This is a genomic window from Micromonospora sp. M71_S20 (assembly GCF_003664255.1).
GTDB lineage: Bacteria > Actinomycetota > Actinomycetes > Mycobacteriales > Micromonosporaceae > Micromonospora.
Map to the genome: position 1 here is coordinate 1,139,511 of NZ_RCCV01000001.1, position 19,984 is coordinate 1,159,494.

The 19,984-nt window shown below is 72.1% G+C and carries 17 protein-coding genes; 4 read left to right on the plus strand and 13 right to left on the minus strand.

What is annotated here, in order from left to right; all coding sequences use genetic code 11:
* Positions 1 to 21: 21 nt before the first annotated feature.
* From DER29_RS05045 to DER29_RS05065, 5 genes are all read right to left on the minus strand, one after another.
* Positions 22 to 894, minus strand: coding sequence for a TauD/TfdA family dioxygenase (locus tag DER29_RS05045; RefSeq protein WP_121396261.1), 873 nt, complete (start codon positions 892 to 894; stop codon positions 22 to 24).
* A gap of 105 nt (positions 895 to 999) precedes the next feature.
* Positions 1,000 to 1,845, minus strand: a complete 846-nt coding sequence (locus DER29_RS05050) for an alpha/beta fold hydrolase (RefSeq protein ID WP_121396262.1) — start codon at positions 1,843 to 1,845, stop codon at positions 1,000 to 1,002.
* A 45-nt stretch (positions 1,846 to 1,890) separates the two neighbouring features.
* Positions 1,891 to 4,440: a heavy metal translocating P-type ATPase gene (locus DER29_RS05055; RefSeq protein ID WP_199729129.1), complete on the minus strand. Its 2,550-nt coding sequence runs from the start codon at positions 4,438 to 4,440 to the stop codon at positions 1,891 to 1,893.
* Positions 4,427 to 5,440: a hypothetical protein gene (locus DER29_RS05060; RefSeq protein WP_199729131.1), complete on the minus strand. Its 1,014-nt coding sequence runs from the start codon at positions 5,438 to 5,440 to the stop codon at positions 4,427 to 4,429. The genes DER29_RS05055 and DER29_RS05060 overlap by 14 nt, the downstream gene beginning before the upstream one ends.
* A gap of 76 nt (positions 5,441 to 5,516) precedes the next feature.
* Positions 5,517 to 6,539: a 3-oxoacyl-ACP synthase III family protein gene (locus DER29_RS05065; protein WP_121396263.1), complete on the minus strand. Its 1,023-nt coding sequence runs from the start codon at positions 6,537 to 6,539 to the stop codon at positions 5,517 to 5,519.
* A 622-nt stretch (positions 6,540 to 7,161) separates the two neighbouring features.
* Between DER29_RS05065 and DER29_RS05075 the strand changes: the two genes are divergently transcribed.
* A complete protein-coding gene (locus tag DER29_RS05075; protein ID WP_121396265.1) occupies positions 7,162 to 8,349 on the plus strand; it encodes a sensor histidine kinase in 1,188 nt (395 codons plus the stop codon).
* A gap of 48 nt (positions 8,350 to 8,397) precedes the next feature.
* Here the strand turns inward: DER29_RS05075 and idi are convergent, their stop codons facing one another.
* From idi to DER29_RS34070, 7 genes are read right to left on the minus strand one after another with little or no spacing between them, the layout of a single operon-like run.
* Positions 8,398 to 8,982: an isopentenyl-diphosphate Delta-isomerase gene (gene idi / locus DER29_RS05080; protein ID WP_121396266.1), complete on the minus strand. Its 585-nt coding sequence runs from the start codon at positions 8,980 to 8,982 to the stop codon at positions 8,398 to 8,400.
* A gap of 21 nt (positions 8,983 to 9,003) precedes the next feature.
* Positions 9,004 to 9,969, minus strand: a complete 966-nt coding sequence (locus DER29_RS05085; RefSeq protein ID WP_121396267.1) for a UbiA family prenyltransferase — start codon at positions 9,967 to 9,969, stop codon at positions 9,004 to 9,006.
* 59 nt (positions 9,970 to 10,028) lie between these two features.
* On the minus strand, positions 10,029 to 10,835 hold the full coding sequence (locus DER29_RS05090; RefSeq protein WP_121396268.1) for a TauD/TfdA family dioxygenase: 807 nt from the start codon (positions 10,833 to 10,835) through the stop codon (positions 10,029 to 10,031).
* Complete coding sequence (locus tag DER29_RS05095) at positions 10,832 to 11,818, minus strand: L-tyrosine/L-tryptophan isonitrile synthase family protein (protein WP_121396269.1); 987 nt, start codon at positions 11,816 to 11,818, stop codon at positions 10,832 to 10,834. The genes DER29_RS05090 and DER29_RS05095 overlap by 4 nt, the downstream gene beginning before the upstream one ends.
* Positions 11,815 to 14,562: an AAA family ATPase gene (locus DER29_RS05100; protein ID WP_148709975.1), complete on the minus strand. Its 2,748-nt coding sequence runs from the start codon at positions 14,560 to 14,562 to the stop codon at positions 11,815 to 11,817. The genes DER29_RS05095 and DER29_RS05100 overlap by 4 nt, the downstream gene beginning before the upstream one ends.
* A 45-nt stretch (positions 14,563 to 14,607) precedes the next feature.
* A complete protein-coding gene (locus DER29_RS05105; protein WP_121396271.1) occupies positions 14,608 to 15,399 on the minus strand; it encodes a thioesterase II family protein in 792 nt (263 codons plus the stop codon).
* A gap of 55 nt (positions 15,400 to 15,454) precedes the next feature.
* Entirely contained in the window at positions 15,455 to 15,628 is a 174-nt protein-coding gene (locus DER29_RS34070; protein ID WP_158618968.1) for a hypothetical protein, read from the minus strand.
* Between the two features lie 577 nt (positions 15,629 to 16,205).
* On the opposite strand from DER29_RS34070, the gene DER29_RS05110 reads away from it, so the two are divergent.
* Positions 16,206 to 16,985 (plus strand): AfsR/SARP family transcriptional regulator, encoded by a 780-nt coding sequence (locus tag DER29_RS05110; RefSeq protein WP_158618965.1) that lies wholly within the window; start codon positions 16,206 to 16,208, stop codon positions 16,983 to 16,985.
* A 167-nt stretch (positions 16,986 to 17,152) separates the two neighbouring features.
* Here DER29_RS05110 and DER29_RS05115 read toward each other — a convergent pair whose 3' ends face one another.
* Positions 17,153 to 18,385 carry a cytochrome P450 gene (locus DER29_RS05115; RefSeq protein ID WP_121396273.1) on the minus strand — a complete coding sequence of 411 codons (1,233 nt, stop codon included), beginning with the start codon at positions 18,383 to 18,385 and terminating at the stop codon, positions 17,153 to 17,155.
* Between the two features lie 240 nt (positions 18,386 to 18,625).
* On the opposite strand from DER29_RS05115, the gene DER29_RS05120 reads away from it, so the two are divergent.
* Positions 18,626 to 19,489, plus strand: a complete 864-nt coding sequence (locus DER29_RS05120; RefSeq protein ID WP_121396274.1) for a 3-hydroxybutyryl-CoA dehydrogenase — start codon at positions 18,626 to 18,628, stop codon at positions 19,487 to 19,489.
* Positions 19,486 to 19,983: a YbaK/EbsC family protein gene (locus tag DER29_RS05125; protein WP_121396275.1), complete on the plus strand. Its 498-nt coding sequence runs from the start codon at positions 19,486 to 19,488 to the stop codon at positions 19,981 to 19,983. Before DER29_RS05120 ends, DER29_RS05125 begins: the two co-directional genes overlap by 4 nt.
* The last annotated feature ends 1 nt before the right edge of the window (position 19,984 follow it).

Genomic DNA, 19,984 nt, shown 5'->3' on the forward strand with positions numbered 1-19,984 from the left:
GGATCGAACGTCCGTGAGGGACTAAGCGGCGTCCACGTCGTCGTAGACGGTGACGCGGTAGGACACGGCCGGCTCCGGCGTCGCGGTGTGCAGCGCCCGGTGGACCAGGCTCTGGTTGTCCCAGAGGAGCATGTCGCCCTTCTCGAACGTCTGGAGGTGGATGTTCTCGTGCTGGTAGGTGCGGTCGAGCTGGCCGGTGGCCGTGAGCAGCTCGGTCAGCAGCTCCGGCCGGTCGTTGCCGTCCGCGTCCTGCACCGACAGCGTGAAGCCCTCGCTGAGGTACAGCAGGGTCTCGTCCGTGTGCGGGTGCGGGAACGCGAGCGGGCTCGTCACCGGCGGGGTCTTCGCGTTGACCTCGTCGATGATCTCCGAGATCGGCCGGTAGACGTCGGTCGGCCGGATCTTGAAGTACCGCAGCACGCTGTGCGTCGCCGTGGTGTCCTTGACGGCCAGCTTCAGCTCCTCGGAGAGCTGCTCGTAGGCCGTCGCCAGGTTGATGAAGTAGGTGCCACGGTTCTTCGTCGGCACGACCTGCGGGTAGATCATGGTGATGTCGAACGGACGCGGCATGAACTGGTAGTCCGAGTGCCAGAACTTGCCGGTCTTCGGCACCCCGATCTGGCGGCCGTCCTCCTCCTTGACGTTGGAGGAGACGAACACCTCCTTCACCTCGGGGTGGTGGTAGACCGGCTCGTAGTACTCCGCGACCCGGCCCAGCCGCTGGCCGAGCGCCAGGAACTGCCGCGGCGACAGGTCCTGGTTCTTCAGTACGACGATCTTGTTCGAGTAGATGGCCTTCTTCAGCTCGACGATGTCCTGCGCCGAGGCGGTTTCCGCGTCGAAACCCTCCACGATCACGCCGAACTTCTTTCCAGCCTGCGGGGTGATTTTCATTCGCACTCCTCTGAGCGGTGGTCCCGGGATCCGAGTACCTCAGTAGTCGCGTCCGGTCGGTCAACAGTTCCCGCCCCGACAGGTGTGCGGGGCCAAATTGCCAGCTCAATTACCGCGCTGTGGGTTCACATTTCCGCGGGCTCCTCTGCGATTCTCGGCCTGCCTCTCCCGCAACACCTGGATGTGGCAGGCGTGGATGACGGCAGCGGCGCCGTGCGGGTCGTCGCGTACGACGAAGTGACCGCTGCCGGGGATGACGAAGTGCTGCGCCCTCGGGAGCACCCGCCGGGCCCGGAGCGCGTCACGCAACGGGACCACGCGGTCCTGGTCGGCCCACACGAGGTTCACCGGCGTCGTGTCGGTGGCGTCGGCGCGGAACGAGTAGAGCCCCGCGTACCGGCTCAGGGCGGACAGGTCACTGGTGATCATCGAGGTCACGTCGGCGGCGGCCACGTCCGGCCGGAGGGCGGCGGGCCGGGCCGACACGCTGCCCATGACCATCCTGCGGACCACCCCCCTGTTGAGCAGCCGCCCCCGCGTCCTCGGCCCCACCGCGCCGGTCATCCGCAGGATCGCGTGGGTCCGCACCACGCACATCGAGGCGTGGCAGGCCGCCCGGAACCCGATGCTGCACAGGGCGGTCACCGCCGCGACGGGCACCCGACGCGCCAGTTCGAGCGCGATCACCCCGCCGAGCGAGTGCCCGACCACGTGCGGCCTGCGCAATCCCAGCGCGGCGATCCGCTCCGCGACGTACTCCGCGAGCCTCGGCACGACGTCACGGTCGTACGCGAGCCCCGGCACGCTGCCATGACCGGGCAGGTCGATCGCGAGGGTCCGGGCGAAGCCCGGGATGCGTTCGACGACGGCGTCCCAGCTCGCCCGGCCTAGACCGGCCGCGTGCAGCAGCAGGAGCTGAGGATCCTCCGCGAGCCGGCTCGGCTCGGCCATGGTGCGGCTCCGTTTCTTTCCGTGCGGACGTGCCCGTTCGACGCGTCAGGAGGCGGTGACCATCGGGGCGCGCGACGCCTCGGTCGTGTCGGCCCGGTCCGGGAGTTCGTTGCCCGCGAGCGCCTTGAACCGCCGCAGCCGCAGGCTGTTCGACACCACGAACACCGAACTGCCGGCCATGATCAGACCCGCCAGCATCGGATTGAGCAGTCCGCTCGCCGCGAGCGGGATGGCCGCGACGTTGTACGCGAAGGCCCAGAACAGGTTGCCCTTGATCGTGCCGAGGGTGCGGCGCGACAGCCGGATGGCGTCCGCGACCACCCGCAGGTCGCCGCGTACCACCGTCAGGTCGCCCGACTCGATCGCCACGTCGCTGCCGGTGCCCATCGCGATGCCCAGGTCGGCCTGCGCGAGCGCGGCGGCGTCGTTGACGCCGTCGCCGACCATCGCGACGACCTTGCCGTCGGCCTGGAGCCGCTTGACCAGCTCGACCTTCCCGGCGGGGAGGACCTCGGAGACCACGTCGTCGATCCCCACCTCCGCCGCGATCGCCCCCGCGACCGCGGCGTTGTCGCCGGTCAGCAGGATCGGGTGCAGGCCCAGCCGCTTGAACTGCGCCACCGCCGCCCTGCTGGTGGGCTTCACCCGGTCGGACACGACGAGCATCCCCCGCAGGGCGCCGTCCCAGCCGACCATGACCGACGTACGGCCCGCCGCGTCGGCCTTCGCCTTGGCGGCGGTCAGCTCCGCGGGCAGTTCGGTCGCCCACGCACCCAGCAGCGACGCCCGGCCGACGATGACCTCGTGCCCGTCGACGGTGCCGCGCACGCCGACGCCGGTCTCGCTGGAGAAGTCCGCGACCGGGGGCAGTTCGCCGCACCGGTCCCTGGCCCCCGCGACGACGGCCCGGGCGATGGGGTGCTCCGACGCGCTCTCCAGGGCGCCGGCGAGCCGCAGCAGCTGGACGTCGCTCTCCCCGTCGACGGGCACGACCTCCACGACGGACATCTCGCCCGTGGTCACCGTGCCGGTCTTGTCGAGCACGACGGTGTCGACGGTCCGCGTGGACTCCAACACCTGCGGTCCCTTGATGAGGATGCCGAGCTGGGCGCCCCGACCGGTGCCGACCAGCAGCGCGGTCGGCGTCGCCAGCCCCAGCGCGCACGGGCAGGCGATGATCAGCACAGCCACCGCCGCCGTGAACGCGGCCGCCGCCGGCTGGCCGGAGCCGAGCCAGTAGCCCAGCGTGGCGAGCGACAGCGCGATCACCCCGGGCACGAACACCGCCGACACCTGGTCCGCGAGCCGCTGGACGTCGGCCTTGCCGGTCTGCGCCTCCTCGACGAGCTTGGCCATCTGCGCGAGCTGCGTCTCGCCGCCCACCCGGGTGGCGCGGACGACGAGCCGCCCGCCGGCGTTCACCGTGGCCCCGACGACCTCGTCGCCGGGCCCCACCTCGACGGGCACGGACTCGCCGGTCAGCATGCTCGCGTCGACCGCCGAGGAGCCCTCCTCCACGACGCCGTCGGTCGCCACCTTCTCGCCCGGCCGCACCAGGAACCGGTCGCCGACCGCGAGCGCCGAGATCGGCACGATCGCCTCGGCGCCGTCGCGCAGCACCGTCACGTCCTTGGCGCCCAGCGACAGCAGCGCGCGCAGCGCGGCGCCGGAGCGGCGCTTCGCGCGGGCCTCGAAGTACCGGCCACAGAGGATGAACAGGGTCACACCCGCGGCGACCTCCAGGTACATGTTGCCCTCGCCGGGCGTCCGCTCCAGGGTGATCCGGAACGGGTGCCGCATGCCGGGCTCGCCGGCGGTGCCGAGGAACAGCGTGTACAGCGACCACGCGAACGCGGCGAGCGTGCCCACCGAGACCAGCGTGTCCATCGAGGCGGCGGCGTGCCGCAGGTTGGCGAAGGCGGCCCGGTGGAACGGCCACGCCCCCCACACCACGACCGGCGCGCTCAGCGTCAGGCAGGCCCACTGCCAGTACTCGAACTGGAGCTGGGAGAACATCGACATCGCGATGACCGGCACCGCCAGCACGGCGACGACCCAGAGTCGGTGGCGCGCCGCCCGCAGCTCACGGTCGTGCTCGGCCTCCTCCTCGGCAGCCGGATCCGCAGCGTCCGCCGTCGTCGCCGCGGGCGGTTGCACCGGCCGGGCCGTGAAGCCGATCTCCTCGACGGCGGCGATCACCGTCTCCCGCGAGACCTGGGGCGAGAGGAGCACCTTCGCCTTCTCGGTGGCGTAGTTGACGGTCGCCTCCACCCCGTCGATGTCGTTGAGGCGCTTCTCGATGCGCGCCGCGCAGGCCGCGCACGTCATGCCGCCGATCAGCAGTTCCAGGTGGTTCTCGGCCCTGGCCGTACGCGGCTTCACCGGCCGGGCCGTGAAGCCGATCTCCTCGACGGCGGCGATCACCCGCGCCTGCGTGATCCCGGGCGCGACCAGCACCTTCGCCTTCTCGGTGGCGTAGTTGACGGTCGCCTCCACCCCGTCGATCGAGTTGAGCTGCTTCTCGATGCGCGCCGCGCAGGCCGCGCACGTCATGCCGCCGATCATCAGTTCCAGGTGGTTCTCAGCCGTGGCCATGCTCGGTGCCCCCCTCCGTGCCGCCGCCGGTCGTGTCGGCGGGGACAGCGGCTCCGCCGTTGCGTACGGCCTCCTCGTTGCGGGCCTTGGCCGCCGCGAAGGCCTCCTCGGTCAGGCCGTGCGGCGGCGGGTTGGGGCCGTTCACGCGCAGGGTGAACGACGCCGTGCGCACGACGCCCTGGTGCTGGAAGTCCAGGAACAGCCGGTAGTCGCCGAAGCTGGGCGCGGTGGCGTGGAACAGGACGTCCGGACCGGGCGCGGTCTGCCCGTCGCCCGGCGTGCCGTCGGGGTGGACGTGCAGGTACGCCATGTCGCCGTCGCGGAGCGCGACCAGGTGCCCGAACGCGCCGAGGTACGGCTCCAGGTCGGTGACCGGCTTGCCGTCCTTCGCGACGCTGAGCGTCAGCTTGCCGCTCTTGCCGGGCTTGAGCTCGCCGCCGAGGGTCACCGTGTACCCGTCGACCGTCGAGGTGGTCGACGGCGCGGGCAGCGCCTCCGGCCGGTAGTCGCCCGAGACCGACACGTCCGCCCCGAGCGTCTCGCCGTGGATGCCCCACAGCGGCATGTAGTCGGCGAAGACCCGGTACTCGCCCGCCGCCGCGAAGGTCAGCGGCACCCGCCACACGCCGTCCGCGCCGAGGTTCGGGTGGACGTGCTGGAAGTTCGTCAGGTCGCGCCGCGCCACGATCAGGTGCATCAGCTTCTCGTGCTGCGGCTTGTACTTCACCAGCGGCGTGCCGTCGTGCTGCAGGATCTGGAAGGCGAAGGTCTGCTTCGTACCCGCCCGGACGTTGTCCGTGATCACCTTCAGGTTCATGCTCTCGTGGTTGAGGGTCAGCCCGTAGGAGGACTCCTCGGCCACGGCGGCCGGCTTGGCGGCGGGTGCGGCTGCGGGTGCGGCGGTCGGCGGGGGCCCGACCACGCGGCCGACGGTGTAGGCGCTCCCGAGCACCAGCACCAGGGCGAGCGCGAACGCGCCGAGTTTCGTCAAGGTCTTCATGAATAACCGTCCTGTTTCGACAGGGTTGGCGTGGAAGCGGGCAGGGTGTGCGGGGTTCGGTGGCCGGCCGGCGGGCTCACCGGTCACCACCGGGGTCCGGGCCGGGCGCCCGGCCCCACCGCAGCAGGCACGCCCCGAACGACATCCCCCCGCCGAACCCCAGCAGGAGGACGAGGTCGCCGTCGTGGAGCAGCCCGGCCCGGTTGGCGTGGTCGAGGGTGAGCGGCACCGAGGCGCTGCCGACGTTCGCGTACTCCTCCACCGTGCGGTGCGTGTGCGCGGCGGTCAGCCCGCACGCGCGTACCAGCTCGTCGAGGAGCAGGCCGTTGGGCTGGTGCGGCACCACGTGCGCGACGTCCGCCGCGCCGACACCCGCCCTGGCCAGCAGCTTGTCCACGAACGGCGGGACCTCCTGGAGGACGAGCTCGGTGACGTCGCGGCCGTGCATGCGGAAGAAGTGGCCGCCGTCCGCCACGGTCGTCGCGGACGCCGGCAGCCTGCTGCCGCCCGCCGCCACCCCGATCAGGTCGCTGGCGTCGCCCCGGCTGGCCAGCTCGTACTCGACGACACCACGCCCCGGTGACGTCGTCCCCACGACGGCCGCGCCGGCGCCGTCGCCGAACAGCACGGCGGTGCGCCGGTCGTCGAAGTCCAGGATGCGCGAGTACACGTCGGCGCCGACCACGAGCGCGTGGGTGCCCGGCCGGTCCGCCACCAGCGACTGCGCCAGCACCAGGGCGTGCACGAATCCCGCGCACACCGCGTTGACGTCGAAGCACGCCGCCCCGTACGCGCCGAGACGGTCCTGCACCAGGCAGGCCGTCGGCGGCTGCGGGTGGTCCGGGGTCGACGTCGACACGATGAGGTAGTCGACGCGGTCCACGCCGAGGCCCGCGTCCCGCAGCGCGCGGGCCGCGGCCCGCACGGCGAGGTCCGACGTGGCCTCCTCCGCCGCCGCGAAACGGCGCGAACGAATGGCGGTCTTGCGTACGATCCATTCCGGGCTGGCTCCCGGTACGCGACGCGCGATTTCCTCGTTCGACAATGCTCGCGCGGGCACCCAGGATCCGGTGCCCAGAATTCCGACGGATGAGGACACAGCAGCCTCCAGAGAGGAGAGGCATTTCGTGTCTGCAAATTAGCCGAGTGGAACCATCGACCGCAATCACGTGCGCCAGCTGTCGACACAGCCCGCGGTGCAAATTACCGGACGATGGCGGAAACAATTTCGAGGCGATGGAACGCGCAATTTCCGGGCCGCCCGGGAACCCGCCGTCGACCCATCGACGCACGGTTCACCCGTGCAGTTCTCCCGGAACGGACGTGACACCCGGGGATGGGATCCGACGCGTCGTCGCCGCCATGCTGACGGCACGACCGACCGCGTGGCGACGGCCCGCGGCACGGCCGGCGACCCGCGGGGCGGACCGGCGCCCGCCGGCGCCCACGCGACCAGGACCGGACGGAGGCCCTCCGATGACAGCGCAGCTCCTCGAGACCACCACCCACCCCACGGGCGAGCCCGACGGGTGGCGGCCCCGGGACGCGACGGCGAGGACGGGTCCACGTCGACACGAACCGATCGTGACCGATACAATGCACTCCGTGGCGATCGGGATCCGGCAGGCGACGATACCGGGCGCGTCGCCGCCCGAGGCGGCGCGTCCGGGCGTGCCGGCGCCGCCCGGCACGCGCCACGTCCGCCGGGAGCCGTGGCGTTGATGGTCACCGGGATCCGGCCCGCCGGGCCGGCTGAAGCCCTGTCGACCCCGGGCATGCGGCGGGCGAGTCTGTGCATCCTGGCGGGCGCCGCGAGCGGGGTGGCGGCGTGCGTGCTGCTCGCCGCCCTGGAGCTGCGTCGCGAGCCCGACCCGCGCGGGATCGTGCTCGGCGCGGCGGGTTCGCTGTTCCTGGTCGTGGCGCTGGCCGGGGCGCTGTACCGGTCGGTCATGCCGTGGCCGGCGACGACCGGCCGGTGGCTGATCGCCGGCTGCGCCACTGCCGCCGTGCTGTCCGTCCCGCTCGTCGGGCCGGTCGGCGGCACCCCGGGCCGGGCCTGGGCGTTCGTGGGGGCCGCGCTCGTGGGTGCCGCGCCACTGCTGCTGCCGGTCCGGTACGCGGTGACCCTGATGGCCGGGACGGTGCTGGTGGCCGCGGCGACGGCCTGGTGGCTCGGCGGTCCCGTGCGGGACGCGGTGACCGTCACGGTGGTGCTCGGGCTGACGGTGGCGACGTGGAACGTGCTGCACCTGTGGTTCTGGACGTTCCGGGCGCAGGCCCGGGAGGGGCGCGACGCCCTGGCCCGCCTGGCGGCGGCCGAGGAGCGACTGCGGTGCGCCCGGGACGTGTACGCCCTGCTCGCGAACGAGCTGTCGGCACTCGTCCTCAAGGCGGAGCTGGCGTCGCGGCTGGCTTTGGTCGACGGGGAGCGGACCAGGAAGGAGACCGCCGAGATGCGGGCGCTCGCGGCGGCCGCGTCGGCCCGGATGCGCGAGGCCGTGCACGGCTACCGCAGCGTCGGCCTGCGCGAGCAGGCGCAGACGGTGGCCCGGGTGCTGCGCAACGCCGGCGTGCGGTGCTCCGTGACGCAGCCGGAGCGCGACCTGCCGCCCGCGCTCACCGGGCCGCTGGTGTCCGTGCTGCGGGAGGCGGGCGCCCACGTGCTGCGGCACGACGAGGCGCGGTGGTGCACGATCGAGATCGTCCGCGAGGGGTCCGGGGCGCGGCTGACGGTGGTCAACGACGGGGCCGGCGACGGTGCTCCGGAGCTCGGCGGCAGCGGGCTGCCGGGGCTGGCCGACCGGCTGCGGGACGCGGGCGGCACCCTGCGCACCTGGCGGGAGGACGGCACGTTCACCGTGGAGGCCAGCGTCCGGGCCGGCGGGCGCGACAGCACCACCGCGGCATGACGGCGGACCGTGCCCACCCGCCGGTGGGCACGGTCCGCCGCACGCCGCTCAGCCGGTGGCCGTCAGCGCTCCGCCGGGCAGGAGGCACTCGTCGGCCGTGGGCCACCGCGTTGGATCGTCGCCCAGGGCGATGAGTTCGGCGACCTGGAGGCGGCACCACGGCGACACGGAGATGTCGCCGGTGCCCACCGCGTACACGAAGTCCGCCCAGGCGACCCACTCGAAGTCGCCGATGGCGGCCGGGTCGGGGGTCGGACGCTCGTCGGTCACCACCCGGAACACCGGGGACACGGCGTTCTCCGCCACGCCGTTGTCCATCGTGGCGCGGTAGCGGAAGGAGGGCAGGACCAGCTCCGGCGCGGGCGCGGCCAGGCCGAGCTCGGCGCGTACCGTGCGGGTCACCGCCGCGGGGACCGGTTCCCCCGGCGCGGGGTGCCCGTAGCACGAGTTCGTCCAGATCCCCGGCCAGGTGCGCGTCCGGTCGCTGCGCATGGTGAGCAGCAGCTTCGCGTCGCTGTTGAAGACGTAACAGGAGAACGCCAGGTGCAACGGCGTACGCAGGTGGTGCACCGTCGCGCCCTCGGTGGCACCCACCGGCCGTCCCTCTTCGTCGAGCAGCACGACCTGCGCCATGGTGTCCCTCCCCACCGGGATTCAGCTCGCCTGTGCGAAGGCGGCGGCGATCACGGTTCCCCACCCGGTGCTCGCCACCTGCAACGGCACCAGCTTCGCCCGGGGCCGCAGGAACGCCAGCGCGTCCGCGAGGGGCTTGCCGCGCACGCCGCGCCAGGTTCCCGACACGTGCACCAGCGCGAACGCGATGGCCGCGATCATCGGGACGGCGCCCCACGTGAAGCCGCCGATGGCGAGCACCGACACGCACACCGTGGAGCCGCCGACCGCGATCAGCCCGCTCGCGACCGCCATCGCGCGGGACAGGCCCAGCGCGCGGACGCAGGTACGGATGTTGAACGCGGCGTCCTCCGGCCAGTCCTCGGCGGTGTTGACCATGACGATGCCGACCTGGTTCGCGCCGAACCCGATGATCACGGCCAGCAGCGGCCACGACAGCTCACCGGGCACGGACCGGACGACGACGAGCATCGGCAGCCAGATCAGCACGGCGGCGAGGCCGGGGATCTGCCCCACGCCGGAGCTCTTCAGGTGGACCGGCGGGATGGAGTACTGGGCGCCGATCCAGAGGGTGAACGCGACCAGGGGCAGGATGTCCCAGTGCCCGGTGCGGAAGGTGAAGTAGGTCGCGAGGGCCAGCACACCCGCGCCCGTGGCCGCGATCTGCCACCGCACGTTGCGCAGCCCCAGCCCGTACACCGCCTGGGACAGCCACGTCTTGTACACGGCGTCGACGTCGCGGTCGGCGTACGCGTTGGTCATGTCGATGAAGTGCATGATGGACAGCGCCATCACGATCACCAGTGCGAAGTGGACCGAGGCCAGGGTGCTCAGGTCGTCGACCGACAGCAGCGACGGGATCGCGTAGATGGCCAGCATCACGGGCAGGAACTCGACCCGGCGGATGCGGATGGAGTGGTAGATCGGGCGCCGCGCGGATGTCGGCCCCGGTGTGGGCGCGCCCGCGCGCGCCTCTTCGACGGTCATGGTGTCTTCCTTCGGGGTTGAGGACCTTCGATGGCGCCCGCGAGCGGCCCTGACCGCGGTCAGAGGATCTGGATCCGCTGGAGGTGCCGGGAGGAGTTGCCGCGGAAGGCGTTGCGGCCGTGCAGCAGCGCCTGGTTGTCGACGACGACGATGTCGCCGTCGACCCACTCGTGGTGATAGCAGACGTCCGGGTGGTGCAGCCGGTCGCGCAGGTCGGCCATGAACGGCTCGGCCTCCTCCGCCGACCTGCCGCCGATGGACACCCACACCGGGTTCCGGTAGCGCTCCGGGTCGAGCGGCTCGCCGTACCGCATGATCGTCTCGCCGGTCTCCGAGTGCGTGGTGAGCAGGGGCGACACGGTCTCGCCGCCGTAGTAGCCGAGCTTCTCCGTGCGGTAGCTGACCTCCGTCGCCGCCCACTCGCGCACCAGCTCCGGCGAGGCGCGCCGGATCACGTCGGTGCTGTCGGAGAACACCGTCTCGCCACCGCCGCCGGGCACCGGCGCCTCGAGGCACTGAAAGAGGAAGTACCGCGGCGCGGCCCGCGCGAACGCGCCGTCCCAGTGGAAGGGCACGTCCGTACGGCTGAACAGGTAGTTCTTCGGGTCCTCCTGGACCACCAGGTCCAGGACGGCGCCGAAGTCCCAGGTCAGCACCTCGCCCCAGGTCTCGCAGTAGGCGATCAGGTCCTCCCTGCTCAGCAGGGGGAAGCCGCGCAGCACGACCACCTTGGACTCGATCGTCCAGCGCTCCAGCGTCGCGGGCGCGATGTCCCGCAGGTCGGCGCCGTCGTGCTCCGCCGTCACCAGCGTGCCGAACGGCGCCAGCGCCGTCCGCGCCACCCGCAGCTCGTCTGCCGTGGTCATGAGGCGATCTCCTCCTGCCGGAAGTGGGGGTTGACGTAGTGGCTCGGCCGGCCGTTGCGCCAGACGAGCGAGGCCCGGTCCCGCTCGGCCTGGCTGCGCTTGACCAGCGTCAGGTTCACGCCGTCGTCGAGGACGACGCCGTGCCACGGCGTCAGCCAGCTGTCCCTGGTGCGGATGAGGTGCAGCCCGATCTTCTCGGCGTGCCGGGGCTGCGGGTGGATCGACAGCCGCAGCGAGTGGGGGAACTTCGTGCCGACCAGGTCTCCCCAGGCGCGGCTGCGCCGGATCATCTGGTACGCGAACTCCTTGCAGTGCTCGCGCAGCTTGGACCGGCTCAGGTCGGGGTGCAGCGGACCCTGGTCCTCGAGCATGAACCGGTGCATGCCGTTGAACAGCGACCGGGCGCCCAGGTCGGTCAGCACCTCGGCCCGGATGTCCTCCAGCGGCGTGGCGTACTCGGCGAGGAGCCGCCCGCGCATCTCGTCGTAGGACATCGCCCCGAACGCGTCGTCGAGCGAGTACATCGAGACCGACGACGCGCCGGTCTGGTCGATGATGCGTTGCAGCTCCGTGCGGTACGCGGTCACGTCCTCGTCGGGGATGCCGAGCAGGTCGGAGAAGACGTGGCCGTCGGAGCAGATGAGGATCCGCGCGCCCGTCGGGTGGTAGTGGCTGACCTGCTCGCAGAAGGACTGGAGGAACTCCACGGAGATCCGCTCACCGAGGTCGGGCAGCGAGCCGACCACCTTCTCCGGGTTGCGGGACTTCGCGGGGAACGCCGGCAGCACGAAGTGCAGCGGTTCGCCGCTGCGCACGTACCGGCCCACCCGTTCCTCGTGGGTCGCGAAACAGTCGTCGCACGGCTGCGCTGCGCACGGGTCGTCGGCGTGTTCGAGACGGCGGAAGCGGAAGACCAGTTCGAGTATCTGCCGGGCGAGCGTACGCTCGCGGCTGCCGACCTGTTCGTCCTCGGCAACGGTCATGTCGTGTCCGATCGCATCGTGGTTTCCTTGTCGCCGGAGGGCGAACCGACCGGGGCGACGCGCCGGCGCCGCGCGCCGCGCGCGCCCTTCGGCGGGTCGATGTGCACCAGCTCCGTACGGGTGCTGATCTTCAATTTCCGGTAGGCCCGCGTCAGGTGCTGCTCGACGGTGCTGACGGTGATGAACAGCCTGTCGCCGATCTCCCGGTTGGTGTGTCCGCGGGCGGCCAGGTTCACGACGCGACGCTCGGCGTCGGTCAGCGTGGCGAGCCCGTCCTTCGCGCCGGCCACGGCGGGGTCGAGGGTGTCGTCGGACGGCTTGAGCTTGCGCCGCAGCAGCTCGGCGTGGCAGCCCTCGGCGAGCTGGAGGGCGTGCGCGCCCATCATCTTGGCGCGCCCGAACTCGCCGAGCGCGTGCCCGGTCTGGCTCAGGTCCGCGAAGACGTGCGCCAGCTCGTGCCGGTCCCCGCTGGCGTGCAGCAGGTCCATCGCCTCGCGCAGCATCACCTGACGTTGCTTCGGCGCGTACGCCGCCGCCAGCGCCCGCAGCCCCATGCCCTTGGCGCGCGGGGCGTCGCCACCCGGCAGCGCCAGGTGTTCGGTGACCAGCTTCCGGGCCTGGTCGGGCCGGCCCATCCGCACGTACAGCCGGGCGAGGTCGACCCGCCACGGCAGCGCGGACGGATCGTCGGCGCCCCAGGTCACGGCGAGCTGGCCGGTGGTCTGGAAGTCGGCGAGCGCGGCGTGCCGCCGGTCCACGGCGTCGTAGTAGACGCCCCGGGCCCGCAGGTACTGCGGCCAGAACAGGCTCTGACGCATGGCGGCCGGCGTCGGCTCCCGTAGGGCGGCCTCGGCCCGGTCGAGCTGCCCGGTCATCGTGCAGGCCAGCACCAGGTGCGCGAGCGGCGAGCCGACGGCGACGCCCCAGGCGGCGAGCGGCATCGTGGCCAGCGCGTCGCGCGCGTGCCGCTCGGCGGCGGCGAGGTCGCCGCGGCACAGGGCGACGGCGGCCCGTACGTCGGTCAGGACGGCCCGCCAGCTCGTGATCCCGTGCGACTCGGCCTCCTCGGCCAGCTTCTCGCACCAGTCGGCGGCGCGGTCGAGCTGGTCGGCGCCGATCAGCACCCGCAGCGCGTGCCACACCGACACCAGGAGGGAGTCACCGGGGCGGGCGCGTTGCAGCACCTCCTCGGCGCGGTCGACCGCCGCGCCCGGCCCGGGGTCGCCCGGGTCGTCGCCGCCGTGCGGGCGGCAGTGCCGCAGCCACTCGCGGGTGGCGAGGTGGTCGGCGCCCAGGTCCGGATCCGGGTGCGTGGTGAGGTCGCCCACCGCGCCCAGCGCCTCCATCGCCTCGTCGTGCCTGCCCTGCCAGGCGAGCGACCGGGCGAGCAGCAGCGTGTCGGCCTCGTCGAGGTGGCCGGCGCGCGCCGCCGCCGCCAGCGACGACAGGTGACGCGGAACCGCCTCGGGGTCGCTGCGCCAGTGCACCCGGACGAGGGCCGCCTCCACGGCGGCCCGCTCGCGGGCGTCCTCGGTGGATCGCAGCGCCAGTTCCAGGCAGTCCACGGCGTGCCGTGCGGCGCCCCCGGCGACGGCCTCCCCGGCCGCCGCGACGAGCACCGGCGCGGCCCAGGACCCGGCCGGCTCACCGACGCCCACCAGGTGCGCGGCCACCTCGGCGGCGGACGCGCCGTCCTCGTGGAGCAGGCGTGCGGCCCGCGACCGCAGTGCCGACTGCGTCTGCGGCGGGCAGTCGTCGAGCACCGCCGCACGTACCGCCGGATGGTGGTAGGAGTGCCCCTCGGTGAGGCCCGCCTCGGCGAGCGCGCCGAGCACCTGCCGGGTGGTCGCCGCGCAGAGGCCCACCAGCCCGGTGACGAGCCCGGCGGACGCGGCCGGGCCGACGACCGCGAGCGCGCGGGCGACGTCGAGCAGCCGGGGGTCGCTGCGGTGCAGGCAGGCGAGCGCGGCCTGGACGAACGACGCACCCACCGTCGGCGCGACCTCCCCGTCGGCGCCGGTGAGGGCGTCGTCGAGCAGCGCGTGCACGAGCATCGGGTTGCCGCCGCTGACGGCGTGCGCGGACGCGGCGAGCCGCCGGGCGGCCTCCGGCCGGATCCGCTCGGCGAGCAGCCGCCCGACGCCGTCGGGCGACAGCGGGAGCAGCCGCAGGTGACGGCAGTGCGGCTGGCGCGTGAGTTCCGCACGGAACGCCGCCGCCTCGGGCCGCGCGCCCACGCATCCGCTGAGCACGAGCAGCACCCGCGCGAAACGGATGCGCCGTTGCAGGTACAGCAGCGCCTGCAACGACAGGGAATCCGCGAACTGGACGTCGTCGACGACCACCACCAGGGGCCGGTCGGCGGCGACGTCGAGGAGGACCTGGCAGACGTCCTCCAGCAGTTGCGCGTCACCGTGCCGCAGGGTGGGGGCGTCCGGGTCTCCCGCCGGCCCGGTGTCGCGCCGCAGCAGTGGCAGGTGGTCCGTCGAGGTGGTCTGGGCCCGGAGGCTGTGGAACAGCTGTCCCACCACCCCCAGGGGGATCATGCTCTCCGCGACCGAACAGGCGGCGGTCAGCACCAGCGCGCCCTCGCCGGCGGCCACCTCGGTCACGGCGTTCACCAGCCGGGTCTTCCCGCTGGCGACGCCGCCGTCGACCAGCGCGACCCGGCCCTGTCCCGCGGCAGCCGTCGCGTACGCCTCGGCGAGGTCGGACAGCAGGTGTTCTCTCTCGATCAGTGCCATGTGGGTCACCTCCGGACACTCCTGAGGCTCGGGTCGACCGGCGACTCACCCCGGTGGTTCGGCGTTGGCGACCGTGGCGGCGCCGCGCGAGGCCGAGCTGAGCGACCGGGTGTGCGCCCTGATGCTGCGCAGCACCGCGGACATGTTGTCGTTGAGATAGAAGTGACCGCCGGGGTGGACGACGAACTCGAACCCCGCGTCGGTGTGTTCCCGCCACGCCTTCGCCTCGTCGACCGTCACCCGCGGGTCGCTGTCGCCGATGTGCGCGACGATCGGGCAGTCCAGGCGCGGCCCGGGCCGGTACTCGTAGGTCTCGGCAGCGGTGTAGTCGGAGCGGATGGCCGGCAGGACCATCTGCAGCACGTCCTCGTCCTCCAGCAGCGCGCTGTCGGTGCCCGCCAGGGCGCGTACCTCGGCGATCAGGCCGGCGTCGTCCCGCAGGTGGGTCCGCTCCTCCCTGCGGAGGTGCGGCGCCCGCCTGCCGGAGACGAACAGCGCGGTCGGGCCGACGCCCGCCCGCCACAGCCGCAGCGCGACCTCGAAGCCGATGGTCGCGCCGAGGCTGTGGCCGAAGACGGTGATCGGCCGGTCGACCAGCGGCAGCAGCGCCGCCACCAGTCGGTCCGCGATCTCGTGGGCCGAGGTGAGGCCGGGCTCCCGCAACCGGTCCTGCCGACCGGGGTACTGGACGGCGAGCACGTCGATCTCGGGTGCGAGCGTCCTGGCCACCCGGGCGAAGTAGCTCGCCGAGCCGCCGGCGTGCGGCAGGCACAGCAGCCTGGTCGCCGCGTCGTCCGCCGGGTGGAACCGTCGCACCCACAGGTCGGTGTCCGTCATCTCGTCCCCCGCGAATCGGATGGTGGCTGCCGGTGGCGGTCGCCCCCGGATTCCGTCAGCGGCCCGCGTCCGCCCGGGCCTCGCTCCAGCTGATGGTGGTGGGCCGGACGGCCGCCAAGTCACTGGTGGTCCAGCTGTCCACGACGTCGATCCGGACGTCGCTCTCCGCCGGAGCGTCGGCGCCGTCGAAGAAGAAGGCATTGAGAATCTCGGTCGCATTGACAGACATGGGAGTCCCCTCTCGCACAGCTTGGCCCAGTGGTGCGGAACGCCACCTAAACCTGCTGTACGGGTACGTGTTTCAACAAGGTCTGCGTTCATCGTCTACGCGAAGGTTCATCACAGCGCATTCGTGAATCGCTCATACCCGTCACGCGCGGCAGGCCCGGTGACTTTTGTCAATACCCTAGCGGGCCGCCCAGGCGCCGGAAGCGCGGCCTCCAGGCCGGATCCGCGACCAGGGAAACCCTTGCGCGACAGGGGGTCGGGTGCGGTGCGGCGGCCGGCGGAGCGGGCCGGGGGAATTGCTCCCCACCGGCCGTGGGAGCAACCTTCGGCAGCTCACCGGCACCGTTCCCCGTCCGGCCGTGCGCCGTTCACCCGGCCCGGGTGACGGTCTCATGCCCCACCACCACCCGACAATGCCTGACCAGCAACTCCACACTGCCAACCCAATGACACCCGCCATGCACCCCCACCTCCTGCGGGGTGCCCTAGGGGTGCCTCGCCAATGACCGCCGATGGGAAACTCGGACCCCGCCGGAAACACACCACCCCGGCCACATCCCACCCCCCGGAGCAAACCCATGCGCTTCTCCGTACTCGGCAGCACCGAAGTCACCAACAACGGCCACCACCTCGAACTCGGCGGAATCAGACAACGCGCAATCCTCGGCTACCTCCTCCTCAACGCCAACAAAGTCGTCGCCACCAGCCAGATCCTGCACGCCATGTGGGACGGCAACCCACCCCCCACCGCCCGCAAAATGGTCCAGAACGCCGTCTCCGGCATCCGCCGCATGCTCACCCACAACACCGACCCCACCACCAACCCCACCCTGCGCACCCACCCACCCGGCTACCAACTGCGCATCGACACCGAAACCATCGACCTCTACCGCTTCCGCCGACTCGTCCGCGAAGGCCGCAACGCCACCACCAACGGCAACCCCCACCGCGCCGCCCAACTCCTCACCGAAGGACTCACCCTCTGGCGCGGACGCGCCCTCGCCGACCTCGTCGAAACCGGCACCTGCTGGTCAGAACTCGCCGCCATCGAAGACGAACGACTCTCCGCACTCGAAGACCGCCTCGACGCCGAACTCGCCTGCGGCCGACACCGCGAAATCACCCCCGAACTCGAAATCCTCACCGCCACCGAACCCATGCGCGAACGCCTCTGCCACCAATTCATGCTCGCCCTCTACCGCAGCGGCCGCCAAGTCGACGCCCTCCGCGTCTACCGACGCACCCGCGAAGCCCTCGTCGACGGCCTCGGCCTCGAACCCGGCCGCAGCCTCCAAGAACTCCAACAACGCATCCTCGAACACGACGCCAAAATCCAGATCCCCGCACTGACCCACTAACCCACCCCACACCAGCCACGGCCGCCTGCCGGCACCGCCCCGGCGCCCTCGGACACGATCAGGCGCAGCGGCTTCCGACGGTCTCGCCGACCGTGGGGAGCCACTGCGCCTGATGCGGTCCGCACCGCCGTCCGATCGCCGAGCCGGCCGGACGGCGCGGTGTCCGCCTACCGGTGGTTCAGCAGCACCGGCAGCGACGCGACGTCGTTGGCCATGAACGAGCGCAACGGCTGGATCTCGTCCGGCGGCACGGCGAGCGCGAGGCGCGGGAAGCGTGCGAACAGCGCCGGCACCGCGACGGCCGCCTCCAGTCGTGCCAGGCGGGCGCCGGGGCAGAAGTGCGGGCCCGCCCCGAACGCGAGGTGCTCCTTGTTCTCCCGGTCGATGTCGAACACGCCCGGGTTGTCGTGAACGGCCGGGTCGCGGCCGTGCGCCAGGTAGCTGATGAGGATGGCGTCGCCCGCCCGGATGACGACCCCCTCGCCGAGGTCGATGTCCTCCTTCGCCCAGCGCATCGGCAGCGCTGCCACCGGGCAGTGCGCCCGCAGCGCCTCCTCGATCGCGTCCGGCCAGCGGGCCGGGTCGGCCAGCAGGGTCGCCAGCTGGTCCGGGTTGGCGAGCAGCTCGCGGACGGTGTGGTCGATCAGCGTCACGGTCGTCTGGCTGCCGCCGCCGATGAGCAGCAGCAGCATGTCGACCAGCTCCTGCTCGCTGAGCGGCTCCTCGCCCTCCACCCGGGCCGCCATCAGGAAGCTCGTCAGGTCGTCGGAGGGCTCGCGGCGCTTGAGGTCGATCAGCGTACGCATGGCGACGTTCATGTCGACGTAGACCGCCGCCGACTCCTCCTCCGGCACGTTGTCGGTGTTCAGCACCACCCGCAGGATGCGCAGCACCTCGGGCCGCAGGTCGTCCGGCACCCCGAAGAGGTCGCAGATCATCCTGGTCGGCAACTGCTGGGAGTAGGTGGTGTGCAGGTCGACCGGCTCGTCCGACGGGCGCGTGGCCAGGTCGTCGAGCAGCCGCCCGGCGATGAGTTCCAGGTGCGGGCGCATCGCGTCGATCCGCTTCGGGGTCAGCGCGGGCGCCACGAGCTGCCGCAGGCGCTGGTGCTCGCGGCCCTCCGCCGTGGACATCGACTCGACGTCCACCCACGGCGACAGCCACTTGATCTCGCCGGGGGTGTAGCTGGGCACGTTCTTCTTGACGTTGCGGGAGACCCCGGGGTGGGTCAGCAGGCGCCGGACCACGTCACCGCGGGTGATCGACCATGCCAACATGCCTTCCGGCAGCTCGACGGCCACCGCGGGGCCGGCCGCGCGCAACTCGTCGATCTGCGCGTACAGGCACTTGCCGCCGCGACTGTCGATCTGGGTGGTGGGGGCAGCGCTGAAGTCGACCATAGTGCGCCTCCTACGATGGTGAGTTAACGCAGAAAAAGGTAACTGTCGATCGGGAACTGCCGGGTAACCGCTTTCTCGCACCCGCCACGAATTCGACTGGACAAAGGCGCAGATCATTGCGTCGGGACCTCGGGCCAACCTATCGTCCTTTCACGACACGTGTCAGGGAGCGGCGATCCCGCCCTACTCACCGAATTCCGCGGCAACCCCATTTGTTAACGCGTGTGCGGAGGCAGAAACATGGACAGGATTCGCCGGGTCGGCGTCGTCGGGTGCGGGGTCATGGGCGCCGGGATCGCCGAGACGTGCGCGAGGGCCGGGTTGGACGTGCTCGTCGCGGTGTCGCGGCCGGCCTCCGTCGTACCGGGCCGGGCGCGGCTGACCGCGTCGCTGGACCGCGCGGTGGGCCGGGGCAAGCTGAGCGAGGCGGACCGGGACGCGACGCTGGGCCGGGTGTCCTTCACCGCCGACCTGACGGACTTCGCCGACCGGCAGCTGGTCATCGAGGCCGCGTCGGAGCAGGAGTCGATCAAGCTCGACGTGTTCGCCACCCTCGACAAGGTCGTCGAGGACGAGGACGCCATCCTCGGCTCGAACACGTCCTCCCTGCCGATCGTGAAGCTCGGCGGCGTCACCGCCAGGCCCGAGCAGGTGGTGGGCATCCACTTCTTCAACCCCGCGCCGGTGCTCCCCCTCGTGGAGGTCGTCGGCTCGGTGCGTACGGACGTGCGGACCGTCGAGACCGTCGACGCGTTCGTCACGGAGGTGCTTGGCAAGCAGGTCGTCCGCGCCAAGGACCGCGCGGGCTTCGTGGTGAACGCGCTGCTGATCCCGTACCTGCTCTCCGCCGTCCGGATGGTGGAGTCCGGGATGGCGTCGGTGGCCGACATCGACAAGGCGATGACGCTCGGCTGCGCGCACCCGATGGGTCCGCTGCGCCTCGTCGACCTGATCGGGCTCGACATCGTGGCCGCCATCAGCGAGTCGCTGTACCGGGAGTTCCGGGAGCCGCACTACTCGCCGCCGCCGCTGCTCGCCCGCATGGTGGCCGGCGGGATGCTCGGCAAGAAGTGCGGCCGGGGTTTCTACGAGTACGGGCGATGAGCACGTACGAGAGGCTGACCAGGCTGCTGGAGTCGCAGGGCGCGCGATTCCGCCTCATCCCGCACGAACCGCAGGGGGTCACCTCCCCGGCCAGCCGGTTGCGCGGCCACCCGCTGTCCCAGGCGGCCAAGTGCATCGTCGCGCGGGTCAAGCTCGGCAAGAAGGTGAACCGCTTCGTGCTGGCCGTCGTGCCCGGCGACCGACTGGTCGCGCTCGACGCGTTGCGGCAGATGTGGGACGGCACCTACGTGTCGTTCGCGACCAGGGAGACGGCCGAGGAGCTGTCCGGCTGCGTCAGCGGCACGATCGTCCCGTTCAGCTTCCGCGACGACCTGGAACTGGTGGTGGACCCTCGGCTGCTCGACGAGCCGGAGATCTACTTCAACGCCGCCCGGCTCGACGTGTCGATCGCCCTGGACACGCGCGACTACGTACGCCTGGCCGGGCCGAGGATCGCGTACATCGCCGGAGCGTCCCTCGCGGAGGTGGGCTGAA

Excerpts from the sequence above, each read along its gene's own strand:
- DER29_RS05045 (WP_121396261.1), bottom strand. The coding sequence starts at position 894 with ATGAAAATCACCCCGCAGGCTGGAAAGAAGTTCGGCGTGATCGTGGAG.
- DER29_RS05050 (WP_121396262.1), bottom strand. The coding sequence starts at position 1,845 with ATGGCCGAGCCGAGCCGGCTCGCGGAGGATCCTCAGCTCCTGCTGCTG.
- DER29_RS05055 (WP_199729129.1), bottom strand. The coding sequence starts at position 4,440 with ATGGCCACGGCTGAGAACCACCTGGAACTGATGATCGGCGGCATGACG.
- DER29_RS05060 (WP_199729131.1), bottom strand. The coding sequence starts at position 5,440 with ATGAAGACCTTGACGAAACTCGGCGCGTTCGCGCTCGCCCTGGTGCTG.
- DER29_RS05075 (WP_121396265.1), top strand. The coding sequence starts at position 7,162 with ATGGTCACCGGGATCCGGCCCGCCGGGCCGGCTGAAGCCCTGTCGACC.
- idi (WP_121396266.1), bottom strand. The coding sequence starts at position 8,982 with ATGGCGCAGGTCGTGCTGCTCGACGAAGAGGGACGGCCGGTGGGTGCC.
- DER29_RS05085 (WP_121396267.1), bottom strand. The coding sequence starts at position 9,969 with ATGACCGTCGAAGAGGCGCGCGCGGGCGCGCCCACACCGGGGCCGACA.
- DER29_RS05090 (WP_121396268.1), bottom strand. The coding sequence starts at position 10,835 with ATGACCACGGCAGACGAGCTGCGGGTGGCGCGGACGGCGCTGGCGCCG.
- DER29_RS05095 (WP_121396269.1), bottom strand. The coding sequence starts at position 11,818 with ATGACCGTTGCCGAGGACGAACAGGTCGGCAGCCGCGAGCGTACGCTC.
- DER29_RS05100 (WP_148709975.1), bottom strand. The coding sequence starts at position 14,562 with ATGGCACTGATCGAGAGAGAACACCTGCTGTCCGACCTCGCCGAGGCG.
- DER29_RS05105 (WP_121396271.1), bottom strand. The coding sequence starts at position 15,399 with ATGACGGACACCGACCTGTGGGTGCGACGGTTCCACCCGGCGGACGAC.
- DER29_RS34070 (WP_158618968.1), bottom strand. The coding sequence starts at position 15,628 with ATGTCTGTCAATGCGACCGAGATTCTCAATGCCTTCTTCTTCGACGGC.
- DER29_RS05110 (WP_158618965.1), top strand. The coding sequence starts at position 16,206 with ATGCGCTTCTCCGTACTCGGCAGCACCGAAGTCACCAACAACGGCCAC.
- DER29_RS05115 (WP_121396273.1), bottom strand. The coding sequence starts at position 18,385 with ATGGTCGACTTCAGCGCTGCCCCCACCACCCAGATCGACAGTCGCGGC.
- DER29_RS05120 (WP_121396274.1), top strand. The coding sequence starts at position 18,626 with ATGGACAGGATTCGCCGGGTCGGCGTCGTCGGGTGCGGGGTCATGGGC.
- DER29_RS05125 (WP_121396275.1), top strand. The coding sequence starts at position 19,486 with ATGAGCACGTACGAGAGGCTGACCAGGCTGCTGGAGTCGCAGGGCGCG.